The sequence below is a fragment of the Pseudomonas sp. FYR_2 genome (assembly GCF_043106425.1).
Taxonomy (GTDB): Bacteria; Pseudomonadota; Gammaproteobacteria; order Pseudomonadales; family Pseudomonadaceae; genus Aquipseudomonas; species Aquipseudomonas monteilii.
On record NZ_JBICMM010000041.1, the window covers coordinates 34154 to 49100 of the forward strand.

Sequence of the window (14947 nt, forward strand, 5' to 3'; positions counted from 1 at the left end):
CGTTTGATCTGCACGCCCGGTCGCACAACAGAGACGCAGCAGACTGCGCGAACCCTGACCGTGAGGACCTACCATGACCGCGATCGCTTCAAACGGGGCTGCAGAGCACCCCATCCATCTGACCCTCAATGGTCAACCTCGAACACTGCAGGTGCACCCTTGGGTCACCTTGCTCGACCTGCTCCGAGAGCAATTGGACCTGGTCGGCACCAAGAAAGGCTGCGACCATGGCCAGTGCGGCGCCTGCACGGTGCTGCGCGATGGCAAGCGCGTCAATGCCTGCCTGACCTTGGCCATCATGTGCGACGGGGCCGACCTGGTGACCATCGAAGGGCTGGCCAGCGGCGACGTTTTGCACCCCATGCAGCGCGCCTTCATCACCCACGATGCGTTCCAGTGCGGCTACTGCACCCCGGGGCAGATCTGCTCTGCGGTCGGGCTGGTTCACGAGGGACGTGCCGACACCCGCGAGGCCATTCGCGAGCAGATGAGCGGCAATCTTTGCCGCTGTGGCGCCTATGGCAACATCGTCGCTGCGGTGGAAGAAGCTTTGCCTTTGATGACGGACAGGGCCCAGGCACAACGAGGGCAGAACCCATGACGCCCTTCAGCTACCACAAGCCCGCTTCTGTCAGCGAAGCGGTGAACCTGGCTGACGCCTGCTCGCATTTCATCGCCGGGGGCACCAACCTGGTCGACCTGATGAAGGAAAACGTGGTGCGCCCCGAGCGCCTGATCGACATCTCCGGCCTTGGGCTGGACGGTATTCACGCCACCCCTGGCGGCGGCGTACTGATCGGTGCGCGGGTGAGCAATGCCGACCTGGCCTGGCACCCGATGATCGAGCAGCATTATCCGCTGCTGTCAGACGCGATCCTGGCTGGGGCATCGCCGCAGTTGAGGAACATGGCCAGTACCGGTGGCAACTTGTTGCAACGTACCCGCTGCTACTATTTCTACGACACCGGCACCCCCTGCAACAAGCGCGAACCGGGCAGCGGGTGCCCTGCGCGTACAGGCATGAACCGCATCCATGCCATTCTCGGTGCCAGCGGTGCCTGCGTCGCGACCCACCCCTCGGACATGTGCGTGGCATTGGCAGCGCTCGAAGCCGTGGTGCACGTCCAGGGGCCGTCCGGCGAACGGCAGATACCTTTCGCGGATTTCCATCGCCTGCCCGGGAACACCCCCGAGCGCGACAATCAACTGGCATTCAATGAGCTGGTTACAGGCATCGAGCTGCCGCCCCCAGTGTTCGAACACCATTACCGTTATCTGAAAATACGCGACCGCGCTTCCTACGCGTTCGCGCTGGTGTCAGTCGCTGCAGCCTTGAACTTCGATGGCGACGTGATCCAGCAGGCGCGCCTGGCGCTGGGCGGCGTTGCACACAAGCCCTGGCGGGACCCGGCTGTGGAGCGCCTGCTGGCCGGCCAGATTCCTTCTGAAGCGCTCTTCAACCGCGCCGCGCAAACGTTGCTGCAAGGTGCACAACCCCTGAGCCACAACGGTTTCAAGGTAACGCTCGCCCAGCGAGCAATCGTGCGGGCATTGGATGACGCGGCGCACGGCGCCGCTAATGGGGGGGCACAGCCATGATCACAAGCACACCCGTAGTCGGCACGCCCCTGGACCGCGTGGACGGGGTGGCGAAGGTCACCGGGCAGGCCCGCTATGCGGGCGAATACCCCCAGACGGGCCTGCTGCACGGCAGCGTCGTGTCCAGTACCATCGCCCGCGGTCGGGTTCTGGGCATCGACAGCACGCAGGCCATGCGCGTGCCCGGGGTAATCGCCGTGCTCGACTATGGCCATCGCCCGCCTATCTCCAGTTATGACGACGACTACAGCGATGCCGACTCTGCCGAGGGGGCGCCTTTTCGGCCCTTGTTCAATGATCGAGTGCTGTACAGTGGGCAACCGTTGGCGCTGGTGATCGCCGAAACCCTCGAACTGGCCCGCTATGCAGGCTCGCTGATTAAAATCAAGTATGCCGAGGAGGCTCACCAGACAGACCTGGGCGCATGCCGACAATCGCATGCCGCCCCCGCTGAAACACCGGCGCCGCGTGGCGACTTCGCCGGGCAGTTTGCCGGAGCGCCGGTGCAGGTGGATGCCACCTACCTGACGGCCAACGAGCACCACAACCCGATGGAGCCCCATGCGTCGACCGTGCACTACAAGGCCGACGGCACCCTGGAAATCCACGACAAGACCCAAGGCACGCAGAACTGCCAGGACTACCTGCACAAGGTGTTCGGCCTGCCCAAGGCAAACATCCGTGTGCGCGCGGCATTCGTCGGCGGCGCCTTCGGCTCGGGCTTGCGCCCGCAGTACCAGTTGCCGCTGGCAGTGATGGCGGCGTTGCACCTGAAGCGCTCTGTGCGCGTGACCCTGACCCGCCAGCAGATGTTCACCTTTGGCTACCGGCCCCGCACCGAGCAACGCTTGCGCCTGGGTGCAGACGCAAACGGGCGCTTGCTGGCGATCGCTCACGATGCGCTTGGCCAGACCTCCCGCTTCGAGGACTTCACCGAGCACCTGGTGGAATGGAGCGGCATGCTTTACCGGTGCGACAACGTTGCGCTCAGCTATCGCCTGGCCTCGCTCGATGTGTACACCCCGCTGGACATGCGGGCACCTGGGGCTGCGTCCGGGATGATTGCGCTGGAATGCGCCATGGATGAGCTCGCCTGTGCTGCGCAGATCGACCCGTTAGACCTGCGCCGCCGCAATTTTGCCGCCAACAATGCCAACGAGGGCAAGCCCTACTCCAGCAAGGAACTGCTGGCGTGCTACCAGCAAGGTGCCGAACGTTTTGGCTGGCATAACCGCACTCCCCAACCGCGCAGCATGTGCAATGGCAACCAACTGGTCGGCTGGGGGATGGCCGGCGGCGTCTGGGAAGCCATGCAGATGAAGGCCAGCGCCAAGGCGCGCATCGATGCCCGGGGCCACCTTACCGTCAGCAGTGCCACCACCGATATCGGGACCGGCACCTATACCGTCATGACTCAGATCGCCGCCGACGCAGCTGGCGTCAAGGTGCAGGATGTCACCTTCATGCTGGGTGACTCCTCGCTGCCCACCGCCCCGCTTCAGGGCGGATCGTTCACGGTGTCGTCGGTGGGCTCGGCCGTGCGCCAAGCCTGCCATGTCCTGCTCACCCAGGTGCTGGAACACGCGCGCAACATATACCCCCAGGTGGCCAACACACCCCGGCAGCAGATCGTTTTCACCGAGGGCTACCTGCACGCGGGCAACCATCGCTGGGCTTTGGCGGACATCGTGGCGAGCGCCCCCAACGGTAAGTTCGAAGTGCAGATCGACGCAGAGCCCGGCGCCAGGCGCCAACCGTTCTCCACCGCCACGCATTCGGCGGTATTCGTGGAAGTTCACGTCGACGAGGACCTTGGCACGATCAAGGTAGCCCGGGTGGTCAGCGCTGTGGCGGCAGGCCGTGTGATCAACCCCAAAACCGCACGCAGCCAGATCCTGGGGGGCGTGGTTTGGGGGGTGGGCATGGCACTGCACGAAGCCGCATTGACCGACCATCGGTTGGGCCGCATCGTCAATCACAACCTGGCGGAGTACCACATCCCGGTCAATGCAGACTGCGGGGATATCGAAGTGATCTTCGTTGAAGAGCACGATGACATTGTCAACGAACTGGGGTCCAAGGGCGTGGGCGAAATCGGCGTCGTCGGGGTGGCCGCTGCGGTGGCGAACGCGGTCTACCATGCCACAGGCAAGCGTATAAGGGAGTTTCCGATCACGCTCGATAAAGTGCTGTGATGTGGCGTGAGGTGATCAGGCGCAGCGTTTCAGGAGGGTCTTTATGGGGCGCCTTACTCGGCGCTTGGACACGTCGCTCGCCTTGATCCAACGGCAAGCCTCGATCTCGTTTCGGGGGCGTGGCTTATCGTCGGCCTTTCGGGCTTCGAACAGATAATGGATGACCTTGTCCTCCCGGTACATCGTGAGGTAACGAAGCTCGTCGAACGCGAGGCCGGTTTCCTCGGCCATCTCCCGCATAGCCGCCTCAAGCGGCGTTTCGTCTCGCTCGACACGGCCACCCGGCAGGTTCCACTTGGCCTTGCGCTTGCGAACGAACAAAACCTCACCCTCCTTGCGGTAGATGATGGTAGCGCGCAGCTTGATGCCTTTGCGTTTCGCTGTTGCAGTGTCCATTGCCTTCATGCGCTGCCCTTGAAGTTGGCGGGTCGGGATCCGGCAGGGTCCTTGCCGAGCGTAAATCGTCCGTGTGTCCGTTACATGACCGACATAACGGTGGCAACGTTCAAGTTAAATCCCGATAAACGCCTGCCTGGCCCCGGTTCGGGACAACCCGGTCCGGACTTCTCTAGTGTTCTGTCGTCTCGCGTAGTTTTGGGGTAAGCAGCAAATCAGTACCGCCTGACGTGTTGGTCTGAACTTTACTGTCCGCCATGGCTTCCCCTGCATACCGATAACGGAAATACGCGGCTGCAGGAGCTGACTTTCATGAGAGCACTGACCTACCACGGAGCAAAGGACGTCAGGGTCGACAACGTTCCTGATCCTGTCATCGAGCGAGAAGACGACATCATCCTCAAGGTGACTGCCACCGCCATTTGCGGCTCCGATTTGCACCTCTATCGAGGCAAAATTCCAGAGACCGAAGCGGGCGATATCTTTGGCCATGAGTTCATGGGCATCGTCGAGGACGCCGGGAATGCAGTCACCAATCTCCAGATCGGCGACCGCGTGGTGATCCCTTTTGTGATCGCATGTGGTGGCTGCTTCTTTTGCCAGCGCGACCTGTTTGCGGCCTGCGAAACCACCAACACGGGGCGGGGCTCGATCATCAACAAGAAGGGCATTCCCCCAGGCGCCGCGCTGTTCGGGTACAGCCATCTCTATGGCGGTATTCCTGGTGGCCAGGCTGACTACGTCAGGGTTCCCAAGGGTAACGTCGGCCCGTTCAAAGTGCCCACCGAGCTGGCCGATGACAAGGTACTGTTTCTCTCGGACATCCTGCCGACAGCTTGGCAGGCAGTCATCAACGCCGAGATTGGCCCAGGTTCAACGTTGGCGGTCTACGGCGCCGGTCCAGTAGGCTTGCTGAGTGCCGCCTGTGCGCGAATGCTCGGTGCGCAGACCATTTTCATGGTCGATGACAGCGATTACCGCCTGGCGTATGCCCAGCAAGCTTACGGTGTTGTGCCCATCAACTTCGAGCAGGACGATGATCCCGCAGACAGCATCATCCGTCAGACGCCAGGCATGCGCGGGGTCGATGCGGTGATCGACGCGGTCGGTTTCGAAGCCAAGGGCAGCACTGCCGAAACGGTGATGACGGCCCTGAAGATTGAAGGCAGCAGTGGCAAAGCATTGCGTCAAAGCATTGCTGCCGTGCGTCGCGGCGGCGTCGTGAGTGTGCCAGGTGTGTACGCGGGCTTCATTCACGGGTTCATGTTCGGCGATGCGTTCGACAAGGGCCTTACCTTCAAGATGGGCCAGACCCATGTCCAGAAATACTTGCGTGAACTGCTGGAACACATCGAAGCAGGACGTCTACAACCGGAATTGATCGTCACTCACCGCCTCGCCCTCGAAGAAGCAGCAATGGGCTACGAGATGTTCGATCAGAAGCAGGACAACTGCCGCAAGGTTATCCTCGTGCCAGGCGCTGCACCCGGCACCTTGGGTCCTGACTACGTATAGAGGAGGCGAAGTCATGAACGGTCTCGCCAGCTACTTCTGGATTGCCGTGGCGGCAATCCTCTTGCTCATCGATCTTTGGGCCATCGTCAGCGTCTTCAGAAGCGACAAGTCAGATGCAGTCAAAGCGGCCTGGGCCCTGTTGATCCTCGCGTTGCCGGTGGTTGGCCTGGGAATCTGGGGCGTTGCTGGCCCGCGCGGCATCAAGCGAGGGACAGGGCCCACTTCCGACGAGCACAGCAAAGGCTGACATTTCCGAACTCCACTTACAGGGGTTTTCAACATGATCGATCAAGCGACAGGCATGAAATCAGGCGAACGCTATCGCGTGCAAAACGTGGAGCGCGCTCATCAGTTTCCTCATCGGGGAACCTCTTTGAGCCTCCGAACGGCAGGAGGGATGTCGACGGTGGGTTTCACACTCACACATTCACGGCGCAGGGATAGCTAGAGGCGGTCTGCGTAACGAGGGCGGCGAGCGCGCCTGAGGGGGATGCCAGCCATCTTAAGCATTGAACCGTTTCTTTCTGCGTGTACTCAATCTCAAACAAGTGCTTGATTTAATCCGTGATGAGGTAACGCCATGAACGCTATCGACTTACTGATCCAAGACCACAAGCTCGTGAAGAAGCTGCTCGAAGAGCTGTCGACCACTACCGAGCGCGCAGTGAAGAAACGGGCCGAGTTACTCCGTAGGATCGAGCAGGAGTTGCAGATCCATACCGCGCTCGAGGAAGAAATACTCTACCCAGCCATCAAGCAAGCGGGTGGCAAGGAAGAAGCGAAGATGTACTACGAGGCCAAGGAAGAACACCGCACGGTCGACGCCCTCGTCCTGCCCGACCTCCTGCATACCGAAACTGGCACCGTCGAATTCTCCGGGCGGGTCAAGGTCATGAAAGAGTTGCTGGAGCATCACATTGAGGAAGAGGAAGGCGAACTGTTCCCCACTGCGAAGAAGCTGCTCGGCAAGGACACCCTCAAGGAGCTTGGGCAAGCCATGGAAATGCAGAAAAAGATGCTCAAGGGCGAGCAGCGAGCGGCTTAGTCAAGCGATCACCTGCCAGCGCCCAGGACGCTGGCAGGTGATCAGCTTCAGATACTCCATCATCAGTCGGAAGGTGGCATGGAATATTGGATCGGGTTACTTGAATGGCCTGCGATGTTGATGACCGTGCTGGCAGCGTGGTGCATCGGTTCGCGCCGTCCGGGGCGGAGGAAAGCAGGTTTCAGTTGTTTTATCGCAAGCAACGTGTTGTGGGCCGTCTGGAGCTGGCAAGCAGAAGCCTGGGCATTGATCATCCTGCAATTCTGCCTCTGTGCCATGAACCTGCGAGGCTGGCGAAAAAACACACAACTGGAAGCGACGGCGTGACCACACTTGTGCTATTGGCAGGGATAAGCGGAAGGTTGTGCCCCGTCTAGCATTGCTGGCGACGCCCGCTCAATTGGATCCAGACCGGCGCATGATCACTGGCCTTGGCTTCGTTTCGCACCCAGGCATCCACGCCCGCCCGCTTCAGGTAAGGGCTGAGACTGGGGTTGAGCAGCAGAAAATCAATGCGCAGCCCGGCATTGCGCGCCCAATGATTGCGAAAATAGTCCCAGAACGTGTAGATGCGCTGCTCGGGATACAGATGACGAACAGCATCCACCCAGCCCTGCGCCAGCAACTGCTGGAAACACGCCCGCGATTCAGGTTGCAGCAGCGCGTCCTTGAGCCATGAGCGCGGGTTATAGATGTCCAGATCGGTGGGCACAACATTGAAATCGCCCGCCAACACCGCAGGATGGCTACCGCCCTGCAGTGTTTGGGCATGCTTGATCAGGCACTCGAACCAGCGCAGTTTGTAATCGAACTTGGGGCCGGGCTGCGGGTTGCCATTGGGCAGGTAAAGGCAGCTCACCAATACACCGTGCACCGCAGCTTCCAGATATCGGCTCTGCTGATCGTCCTGCATGCCGGGCAGCCCGCGACGTACCTCCAGCGGCTCGCTATCGCGCGCCAGGATCGCCACGCCATTCCAGGAGGGTTGCCCTTGGTAGAGGCAACCATAACCTGCCGCTTCGATGGCCTGACGAGGAAACTGCTGATCGGCCGCCTTCAACTCCTGCAAGCAGGCAATGTCCGGTTGCTCCCGCTCCAGCCAAGCCAACAGCGCGGGCAGGCGACTGCGGATGCCATTGATATTGAAGGTGGCGATCTTCAGCGCTTTCATGCGTCTGGGTCGCTCACGTGAGCCTGTACGGCATCTTCCAGTGCCCGGATATGTGCCTCGTCGGCCAGTGCCTTCAGCGCCAGCCAGTCATCCCAGTCAATCGCGCCGTCGTCTCGCAGCGCCTCGGCGGTGCGAAACAGTTCGTGGTGGTAGGCATCCGGCGATTCGCGCCGGTAGCTGATGTCGTCGTACTGCGCGTACCAGGCTTCAAGTTCAGGAATGCTGCGTTCGATGCTCATGACGGCCGCCTCGTTCTTTCCCTGCTAATGAGAGCCCAGGCCCCGCGCAATGTTCAACTGCAACGGTCAGCCGGTCAGCCTCCCTACCGCTGAAGCAGTGCATTGGAACTTCTCACCCCTTCCGAGACGTCCCACATGCACACTTGGCGAAAACGGAGATAGAACGATGAGTGCAAAACTGAGTGGCAAGCGCGTAGCCTTTTTGGTCACCGATGGCTTCGAACAAGTGGAGTTGACCGCACCCCGTGAAGCCTTGCAGAAAAACGGGGCCGTGATCGACATCCTGAGTGACAAGGAGGGCACTGTCCGCGGCTGGAACCATGACAAGCCGGCCGACGAGTTTGCGGTGGACGCGACGTTCGACAGTGCCCACCTCGACCTTTACGATGCCATCGTGCTACCGGGTGGGGTACAGAATTCCGACACCATCCGCCTGATACCTGGCGCCCAGAAACTGGTGAAAAGCCACAACTCGGCCAGCAAGCCGCTGGCGGTGATCTGCCACGGCGCCTGGCTGCTGGTGTCGAGTGGACTGGCCAAGGGCAAACGGATGACCAGTTACAAGACATTGCAGGATGATATCCGCAATGCAGGTGGTGACTGGGTCGATGAAGAGGTAGTAGTGGACGGCAACCTGATCACCAGCCGCAAGCCGGATGATATCCCCGCCTTCAGCGAGCAATTGATCAAAGCCCTTGCTGGCTAGCTGCCTGGCCCATGAACTGGCAAACAACGGGTTTGCCAGTTCAGCAAGCCCACGCCGTTTGCCCCGGCATGGCAAGCATGTCGAACTGTGGAAGACGAGCCGCGGCAACAGATGGATGCAGGTGCGGCAGTCATTCGTCCACGGTAGTCAGGCTTACGCTTTCTTTTCCACGTCCCTGGGTGGTTTCGCGGGGCCCTGCGGGTCCACTTGAGGGTCATCCAGGTCCGGAGAGTCCGGATCGAACGCCAGGTCCTGATCAGTCGTTGCATGATCGGAAGAATGGGGGCCTTTCTGCCGCTGATCGTCGGGTTTGTTCATCATCTGCTCTCCGAAGTGTGAGAAGTGTGGTTTGTTCACCGTCACGGCCTTGCCCCTGTCTGAACAACGCCATGGTTTGATCTTGAACACGTCAATGAGAGTCCTCCCTGTCTGGCTCCGCTTCGTCATGCTCCCCCAGTTGCTGGTATCGCTTTCGAAGCGCATGGAGTTCAGCTGGCCCCATATCTTCAAGGTCGAGCAACGCCTTGTGCGCCCGCTGCGTAGTGCGCAACAGTTCGTCAAGTTTGATGTGCAACTCGTCGCTATCACGGTTCTGGGTATTCTGGATCAGGAAGACCATCAGGAACGTGATGATCGTGGTCGACGTATTGATGACCAACTGCCAGGTGTCGTTGAAATGAAACAAGGGCCCGCTTACGCCCCAGGCAATGATCAGCATCAAGGCAATAACGAAGGTCAACGGCCGCCCGGTATGGTTGGCTAGCCATTGTGCAAACCGATCGAACTTCATGGCTGAGCCTCCTTCATGGTGTACCTCAGTGGAACCCAGGCATCCGGTGGAGGATTGCAACACCAGTAAAGTTCCCTTTTTGCATGGCCATCCGCTCGTCAATCGCACTGAACAATCCTGTCCCGGCACCTGTCGCTACTGTTACATACGGGAGCGCAGGGACTTATGGTGAGCGAGATTCGCATCGGAATTTCCGGTTGGCGCTATGGCCCATGGCGCAAGGACTTCTACCCCGAGGGGCTGCGCCAGGACGACGAACTGGCGTTTGCCTCGCGGGCAGTCAACAGCATCGAAATCAACGGTTCGTTCTACGCACTGCAAACGCCCGAGCGCTATGGCAAGTGGCGTGACCAGACACCGGCGGGGTTCGTGTTCTCGGTCAAGGCGCCGCGCTACATCACCCACGTACGCAGGCTGCGCGAAATCGACGAGGCGCTTGCCAATTTCTTCGCATCAGGCCCCTTGCTGCTGGGTGACAAGCTGGGCCCCTTCCTGTGGCAGTTTCCCCCGAACCTGAAATTCGACGCGCAGCGCTTCAGCGATTTTCTGGCCAAGCTGCCACGCGACCGCAAAGCCGCCCGCAGCCTTGCGCGCCACGCCGCCGAACGCCTGCAAGGCAACGGCGGCACGGCCGTACGGGGTAATGCGCGCCTGCGCCACGCCGTGGAAATCCGCCACCCCAGCTTCCTCTGCGACACCTTCATCAACCTGCTACGCAAACACAAGGTTGCCCTGGTGGTCGCCGACAGCGCCGGCAAATGGCCCTATGTCGAAGAGGTCACGGCCGATTTCGTGTACCTGCGCCTGCATGGCGATGTCGAACTTTACAGCAGCGGCTACACGGCCAGGGCGCTGCGCCGCTGGCGCCTGCGCATCCAGGCCTGGGCGGCGGGTAGCCAGCCTGAGGATGCTCAGCGTGTGGTGAGCCGCGCCCCGGCAATACGCACCTCCCGTGACGTCTACTGCTACTTCGACAACGACCAGAAAGTCCACGCCCCCTACGATGCCCGCCGCCTGCTGGACAAGCTAGGCCTTGACGGCGAGCTGGTGACCGAACCAGGCGTCGAGCCGCAGGAGCCGCTATGAACCCGACACTGCCCGCCCCCCGCTGCATCATCGACAAGGTCACCGCCGTACATCGCCTGACGGTACTGACCCTCAACGTGCATAAAGGCTTCACCCTGTTCAACCGCCGCTTCATTTTGCCGGAGCTGCGCGATGCGGTACGCTCGACCGGCGCTGACCTGGTGTTTCTTCAGGAGGTGCATGGCAGTCATCAACACCATGCCGAGCGCCATCCCAAGTGGCCACAGACACCCCAGTACGAATTCCTCGCCGACAGCATGTGGCCGCAGTTCGCCTATGGCCGCAATGCGGTGTACCCCCATGGCGACCATGGCAACGCACTGCTGTCCAAGTTCCCCATCCGTGCCCATGACAACCTGGATGTTTCGGTCCATGGCAACGAAGAACGGGGCCTGCTGCATTGCCAGCTGCAAGTGCCGGGCCATGAACAGGTGCACACCGTCTGCGTACACCTGGGCCTGCGTGAGGAGCATCGTCAGCGTCAGGTCAACCTGCTGCTGGCATTGCTGGACAGCCTGCCGCCGGATGAGCCGGTCATCGTCGCCGGCGACTTCAACGATTGGCGCCTGAAAGCAGATGCGAGGCTGTCGGGCCACTTGGTGGAGGCTTTCGGCAAGCCGGCACGCAGCTTTCCCGCGCGCTTGCCGATACTGCGGCTGGACCGCATCTACCTGCGTAACGCTCAAGCTTGCGAAGCACGGGTGTTGTCCAGATACCCCTGGTCCCACCTCTCCGACCATGCCCCGCTGGTGGCGCAGGTGACGCTATGAAGCTGTCTTGGTGCGACGGCAACCGGGTCGAGTTGCTGATAAACGGCGAGCAGTATTACCCCCGCGTATTCGAGGCCATGGCTCAGGCACGCGAGGAAATCCTCCTGGAAACCTTCATCATCTACGACGACAAAGTCGGCCAGCCACTGCGCCAGGCCCTGATCGATGCCGCGCGGCGCGGGGTGCGGGTCGAGGTGGCGGTGGACGGCTACGGCACCGCCGACCTGCCTGACGAGTTCATCTCGTCGATGACCGAGGCCGGGGTGCGTTTCCATTCGTTCGATCCGCAACCCCGGCTGGTGGGCATGCGCACCAACCTGTTTCGCCGCTTGCACCGCAAGATCCTGGTGATCGACGGGCAACGCGCCTTCATCGGCGGCATCAATTACAGTGCCGACCACCTGGGCGACTTCGGCCCCCAGGCCAAGCAGGACTACGCCGTGGAGGTCGTCGGCCCGGTAGTGGCCCAGGTGCATGCTTCTTCCTGCCGCATGCTCGCACCGGTGCTGGATGCCGCCAGCAGGGTTCAGCCGGGCGGCATCGCTTCAGGCCCGACGAGCGCCGTGCTGGTGGAGCGCGACAACCAGCACCATCGCAACGATATCGAAGCCTGCTACCTGCAGGTTTTCCGTGAAGCAAGGCATCGTATCGTCGTGGCCAACGCCTACTTCTTCCCGGGCTACCGCTTGCTGCGCGAACTGCGCAACGCCGCCCGGCGCGGGGTCGAGGTGACGCTGATCCTCCAGGGGCAACCGGACATGCGCTGGGTACGCGCGCTCTCGCGGCTGCTCTACAACTACCTGTTGCGCGACAACGTGCGCATCCATGAGTACTGCCAGCGGCCGCTTCATGGCAAGGTTGCGTTGGTGGACAACGACTGGTCCACCGTAGGCTCAAGCAACCTCGACCCACTGAGTCTGTCGTTCAACCTTGAGGCCAACCTGCTGATTCGCGACCCCGCCTTCAATGAACAACTGTACCAGCACTTGACCGAACTGAGCCGGGAGCACTGCAAGACCGTTACGCTGGAGCGTATGATCCGCGGCTATTGGTGGCGTGCCCCGCTGATCTTTCTGGGCTTTCACATCACGCGCTATTTCCCGCGGATCGCCGGCTGGTTTCCGGCGCACCGGCAGCGCCTGCAGTCGCTGCAAGCCGGCGGCGAGGCCCCGGCCGACTACCAAGGGGGCAAGACATGATGGCCACTTCACGCTGGAAGACCTGGGGCAAACGCTTGCTGACCGTGCTGTTCCTGGTGTTGATACCGGTACTGCTGTTCACCCTGGCGCGTAACCTGGACTGGAACGAAGTCCGCCAGTCGCTGCTGGCATACCGGCCCTCGACCCTGGCCTTGGGGTTGCTGCTGGCCCTGTGCAGCTACCTGGTATTCGCCAGCTACGACCTGCTCGCCCGCGCCTACACTGGCCACCGCCTGCCGGCTCGCCAGGTATTGCCGGTAGCATTCGTCTGCTATGCGTTCAACCTCAACTTCACCACCTGGGTCGGTGGCGTGGCCCTGCGTTATCGCCTGTACAGCCGGCTGGGTCTGGATACCCCGACCATCACCCGCATCCTCACCTTGGGGCTGCTGACCAACTGGATGGGCTACCTGCTGCTGGCCGGCACGGTATTCGCCCTGGGCTTTGTGAAACTGCCGGAAAGCTGGGCGGTGGGTGCCACCGGCCTGCGCCTGATCGGCGTATTGATGGTGGCGATAGCGTTGGCTTACCTGTGCGCCTGTGCCTTCGCCACGCGGCGCACGTGGGCGCTGCGCGGGCACGAAGTCACCCTGCCGAGCCCGCGTATGGCGCTCTGCCAGGTGGCGCTGGGCGCAAGCAACTGGGCGTTGATGGCAGCGCTGATTCACCTGCTGTTGCCCCCTGAGCTGTTCTATCCCTCGGTGCTGGGTGTGTTGCTGATCAGTTGCGTTGCCGGGGTGGTCGCTCACATCCCTGCCGGGCTCGGCGTCCTGGAAGCCGTATTCCTGGCGCTGCTCCACGGCCAGCTAGGCCAAGGCCCCCTGGTGGCCGCACTGCTCGGCTATCGGACGTTGTACTACCTGATCCCGCTGCTATTGGCGGTGGTGACCTACCTGATCCTCGAAAAGCGTGCCAAGGCCCTGCGCAGACAGGCCGGGGCAGCCCTCGACAAGCGCTGACAGGGCCTGGTGCACGGGAGGTATATCATGCGATTCGCTCTGTACATGGCAATGCTGGGCACCCTGAGCAGCGGGCAGGTGTTGGCCGAAGGTTGCGACGTGGTCACCCGCTCATCCAGCGAGGCGGTCAAACCGGTGCAGCAACACACCTGTTACAGCTACGGCAACATGCCCGCTGAGGCGATTGCCTGGTCGTGCAGCAACGAAAGCAAGGAGATGTTGAACAGCCAGAAGCGTCGAGTGGAGCGTTGCCCCAACGGCAGCGTTGGCAGCTGTATCGCGCCACTGACGCAAGAGACACTGGCCAACCCCGATGCCGCTGGGCGTGATGAGCCTGCCACCCGCCCTGCACTACCCAAGGATGCGCGGATCATCACTTACTACTACGACACCCCTGGCCTGGGCCAGGCACGTAGCGATTGCGACCGCAATAACGGTGTCTGGCAGACCCATTGAGGGCGTAACTCAAACCAGATGCGTGACGGGTGAGTTTCCGCATGATCTGAACGTCGTCCTGTCGCTCTCCCGTCTCACATCTGTCAGCCACTGGGCGTTATGGCGAAATCGGATCGCTCGCCGGGAATGTTTCCTCCAGCGCATTATCGACATTGGACTCTTTCGACTCCGCCAACTCACCACACTTGCAGTCGCTCATACGACAGGGCTCGCCGTTACGATGGCCCGTCGCGCAGGCTTCGCAGCAATAGACTTTACCATCCTGAACCACAGCATTGGCCTCCACGGTGCAAGAACAATGGGTGCAGGAACAGCGTTGCTCGTTCATCTCGGCTCTCTCCCTTCGTCATCGGGTACCACGTCATCGGTCCACGGCTCGCCGTCCAGCGGCGCGGAGCGGGCCAGTTCGGCCTCGTCCAGGCCGAAACCACCACCGATCTCGTGGGCCTCCACCTGGCGCAAAGTCTTGTCCGCCGGGCCGCCGCTGCCAGGCTCATCCGGATCGCGGGCACCGGTCTCATCGAGCAGCGTATCGGGGCTCAGGTCATCGAGGGTGACATTGTCCTCTTGCAGGCTGTCACTCAGCGCCTCGCCGCCGGTCATCCCGCTTTCGGCGACACGCCGGGGCGGATAGTCCTCGGCGACCTCCCGCGCCGAACGCTCGTCGCCAATTCGTCCCTGGCGTTCATCGCGGCGTTCGCTGAAATCCAGCTCGTGGACGCTGCCCATGCGGTCCTCGGTGTCATCGATCTCAATGGGCGGTCTTGGTTCATCGGGTGTGGACATGAACGTTCTCCGTTAGTGGGCTTCACTCGGTCGAC

At 61.5% G+C, this 14947-nt stretch carries 20 protein-coding genes; 13 read left to right on the forward strand and 7 right to left on the reverse strand.

The window, feature by feature from the left end:
* Positions 1-73 precede the first annotated feature (73 nt).
* Genes ACF8R4_RS16950 through ACF8R4_RS16960 form a run of 3 tightly spaced genes read left to right on the forward strand, consistent with a single transcriptional unit; the run spans position 74 to position 3794 of the window.
* Complete coding sequence (locus tag ACF8R4_RS16950) at positions 74-601, forward strand: (2Fe-2S)-binding protein (RefSeq protein ID WP_104834901.1); 528 nt, start codon at positions 74-76, stop codon at positions 599-601.
* On the forward strand, positions 598-1599 hold the full coding sequence (locus ACF8R4_RS16955) for a xanthine dehydrogenase family protein subunit M (RefSeq protein WP_060500088.1): 1002 nt from the start codon (positions 598-600) through the stop codon (positions 1597-1599). The genes ACF8R4_RS16950 and ACF8R4_RS16955 overlap by 4 nt, the downstream gene beginning before the upstream one ends.
* Positions 1596-3794 carry a xanthine dehydrogenase family protein molybdopterin-binding subunit gene (locus ACF8R4_RS16960; RefSeq protein WP_392492982.1) on the forward strand — a complete coding sequence of 733 codons (2199 nt, stop codon included), beginning with the start codon at positions 1596-1598 and terminating at the stop codon, positions 3792-3794. Before ACF8R4_RS16955 ends, ACF8R4_RS16960 begins: the two co-directional genes overlap by 4 nt.
* A 15-nt stretch (positions 3795-3809) precedes the next feature.
* Here the strand turns inward: ACF8R4_RS16960 and ACF8R4_RS16965 are convergent, their stop codons facing one another.
* A complete protein-coding gene (locus ACF8R4_RS16965; protein ID WP_223624746.1) occupies positions 3810-4190 on the reverse strand; it encodes an NUDIX hydrolase in 381 nt (126 codons plus the stop codon).
* A gap of 312 nt (positions 4191-4502) precedes the next feature.
* Between ACF8R4_RS16965 and ACF8R4_RS16970 the strand changes: the two genes are divergently transcribed.
* From ACF8R4_RS16970 to ACF8R4_RS16985, 4 genes are all read left to right on the forward strand, one after another.
* Complete coding sequence (locus ACF8R4_RS16970) at positions 4503-5705, forward strand: zinc-dependent alcohol dehydrogenase (RefSeq protein WP_392492983.1); 1203 nt, start codon at positions 4503-4505, stop codon at positions 5703-5705.
* Between the two features lie 13 nt (positions 5706-5718).
* On the forward strand, positions 5719-5952 hold the full coding sequence (locus ACF8R4_RS16975; RefSeq protein ID WP_016486342.1) for a PLDc N-terminal domain-containing protein: 234 nt from the start codon (positions 5719-5721) through the stop codon (positions 5950-5952).
* A 333-nt stretch (positions 5953-6285) separates the two neighbouring features.
* Positions 6286-6750 (forward strand): hemerythrin domain-containing protein, encoded by a 465-nt coding sequence (locus ACF8R4_RS16980; RefSeq protein ID WP_392492984.1) that lies wholly within the window; start codon positions 6286-6288, stop codon positions 6748-6750.
* Between the two features lie 78 nt (positions 6751-6828).
* The gene (locus ACF8R4_RS16985; protein ID WP_392492985.1) at positions 6829-7077 is read left to right on the forward strand and encodes a hypothetical protein; all 249 of its coding nucleotides are present in this window, start codon (positions 6829-6831) and stop codon (positions 7075-7077) included.
* 46 nt (positions 7078-7123) lie between these two features.
* Here ACF8R4_RS16985 and xth read toward each other — a convergent pair whose 3' ends face one another.
* Together xth and ACF8R4_RS16995 are read right to left on the reverse strand one after the other, a co-directional pair.
* Positions 7124-7921, reverse strand: coding sequence for an exodeoxyribonuclease III (gene xth / locus ACF8R4_RS16990; protein WP_060500082.1), 798 nt, complete (start codon positions 7919-7921; stop codon positions 7124-7126).
* A complete protein-coding gene (locus ACF8R4_RS16995; protein ID WP_392492986.1) occupies positions 7918-8160 on the reverse strand; it encodes a hypothetical protein in 243 nt (80 codons plus the stop codon). The genes xth and ACF8R4_RS16995 overlap by 4 nt, the downstream gene beginning before the upstream one ends.
* Positions 8161-8326: 166 nt before the next feature.
* On the opposite strand from ACF8R4_RS16995, the gene ACF8R4_RS17000 reads away from it, so the two are divergent.
* A complete protein-coding gene (locus tag ACF8R4_RS17000; protein WP_156866726.1) occupies positions 8327-8866 on the forward strand; it encodes a type 1 glutamine amidotransferase domain-containing protein in 540 nt (179 codons plus the stop codon).
* 153 nt (positions 8867-9019) lie between these two features.
* On the opposite strand, the gene ACF8R4_RS17005 is transcribed toward ACF8R4_RS17000, so the two are convergent.
* Positions 9020-9184, reverse strand: a complete 165-nt coding sequence (locus ACF8R4_RS17005; protein ID WP_392493089.1) for a DUF6021 family protein — start codon at positions 9182-9184, stop codon at positions 9020-9022.
* A 91-nt stretch (positions 9185-9275) separates the two neighbouring features.
* The gene (locus ACF8R4_RS17010) at positions 9276-9656 is read right to left on the reverse strand and encodes a low affinity iron permease family protein (RefSeq protein ID WP_060500079.1); all 381 of its coding nucleotides are present in this window, start codon (positions 9654-9656) and stop codon (positions 9276-9278) included.
* A gap of 165 nt (positions 9657-9821) precedes the next feature.
* On the opposite strand from ACF8R4_RS17010, the gene ACF8R4_RS17015 reads away from it, so the two are divergent.
* From ACF8R4_RS17015 to ACF8R4_RS17035, 5 genes are read left to right on the forward strand one after another with little or no spacing between them, the layout of a single operon-like run.
* Complete coding sequence (locus ACF8R4_RS17015) at positions 9822-10742, forward strand: DUF72 domain-containing protein (protein WP_104834905.1); 921 nt, start codon at positions 9822-9824, stop codon at positions 10740-10742.
* Complete coding sequence (locus tag ACF8R4_RS17020) at positions 10739-11512, forward strand: endonuclease/exonuclease/phosphatase family protein (RefSeq protein ID WP_060500077.1); 774 nt, start codon at positions 10739-10741, stop codon at positions 11510-11512. The genes ACF8R4_RS17015 and ACF8R4_RS17020 overlap by 4 nt, the downstream gene beginning before the upstream one ends.
* A complete protein-coding gene (clsB, locus tag ACF8R4_RS17025) occupies positions 11509-12711 on the forward strand; it encodes a cardiolipin synthase ClsB (protein WP_392492987.1) in 1203 nt (400 codons plus the stop codon). The genes ACF8R4_RS17020 and clsB overlap by 4 nt, the downstream gene beginning before the upstream one ends.
* Positions 12711-13670, forward strand: a complete 960-nt coding sequence (locus tag ACF8R4_RS17030) for a lysylphosphatidylglycerol synthase domain-containing protein (protein WP_392493091.1) — start codon at positions 12711-12713, stop codon at positions 13668-13670. Before clsB ends, ACF8R4_RS17030 begins: the two co-directional genes overlap by 1 nt.
* A gap of 27 nt (positions 13671-13697) precedes the next feature.
* A complete protein-coding gene (locus tag ACF8R4_RS17035; protein WP_156866729.1) occupies positions 13698-14126 on the forward strand; it encodes a hypothetical protein in 429 nt (142 codons plus the stop codon).
* Between the two features lie 97 nt (positions 14127-14223).
* On the opposite strand, the gene ACF8R4_RS17040 is transcribed toward ACF8R4_RS17035, so the two are convergent.
* Both ACF8R4_RS17040 and ACF8R4_RS17045 read right to left on the reverse strand, forming a co-directional pair.
* Positions 14224-14454 (reverse strand): metallothionein, encoded by a 231-nt coding sequence (locus ACF8R4_RS17040; protein WP_082426428.1) that lies wholly within the window; start codon positions 14452-14454, stop codon positions 14224-14226.
* Positions 14451-14912, reverse strand: a complete 462-nt coding sequence (locus ACF8R4_RS17045) for a phosphotransferase system, HPr-related protein (RefSeq protein WP_392492988.1) — start codon at positions 14910-14912, stop codon at positions 14451-14453. The genes ACF8R4_RS17040 and ACF8R4_RS17045 overlap by 4 nt, the downstream gene beginning before the upstream one ends.
* Positions 14913-14947: the final 35 nt, after the last annotated feature.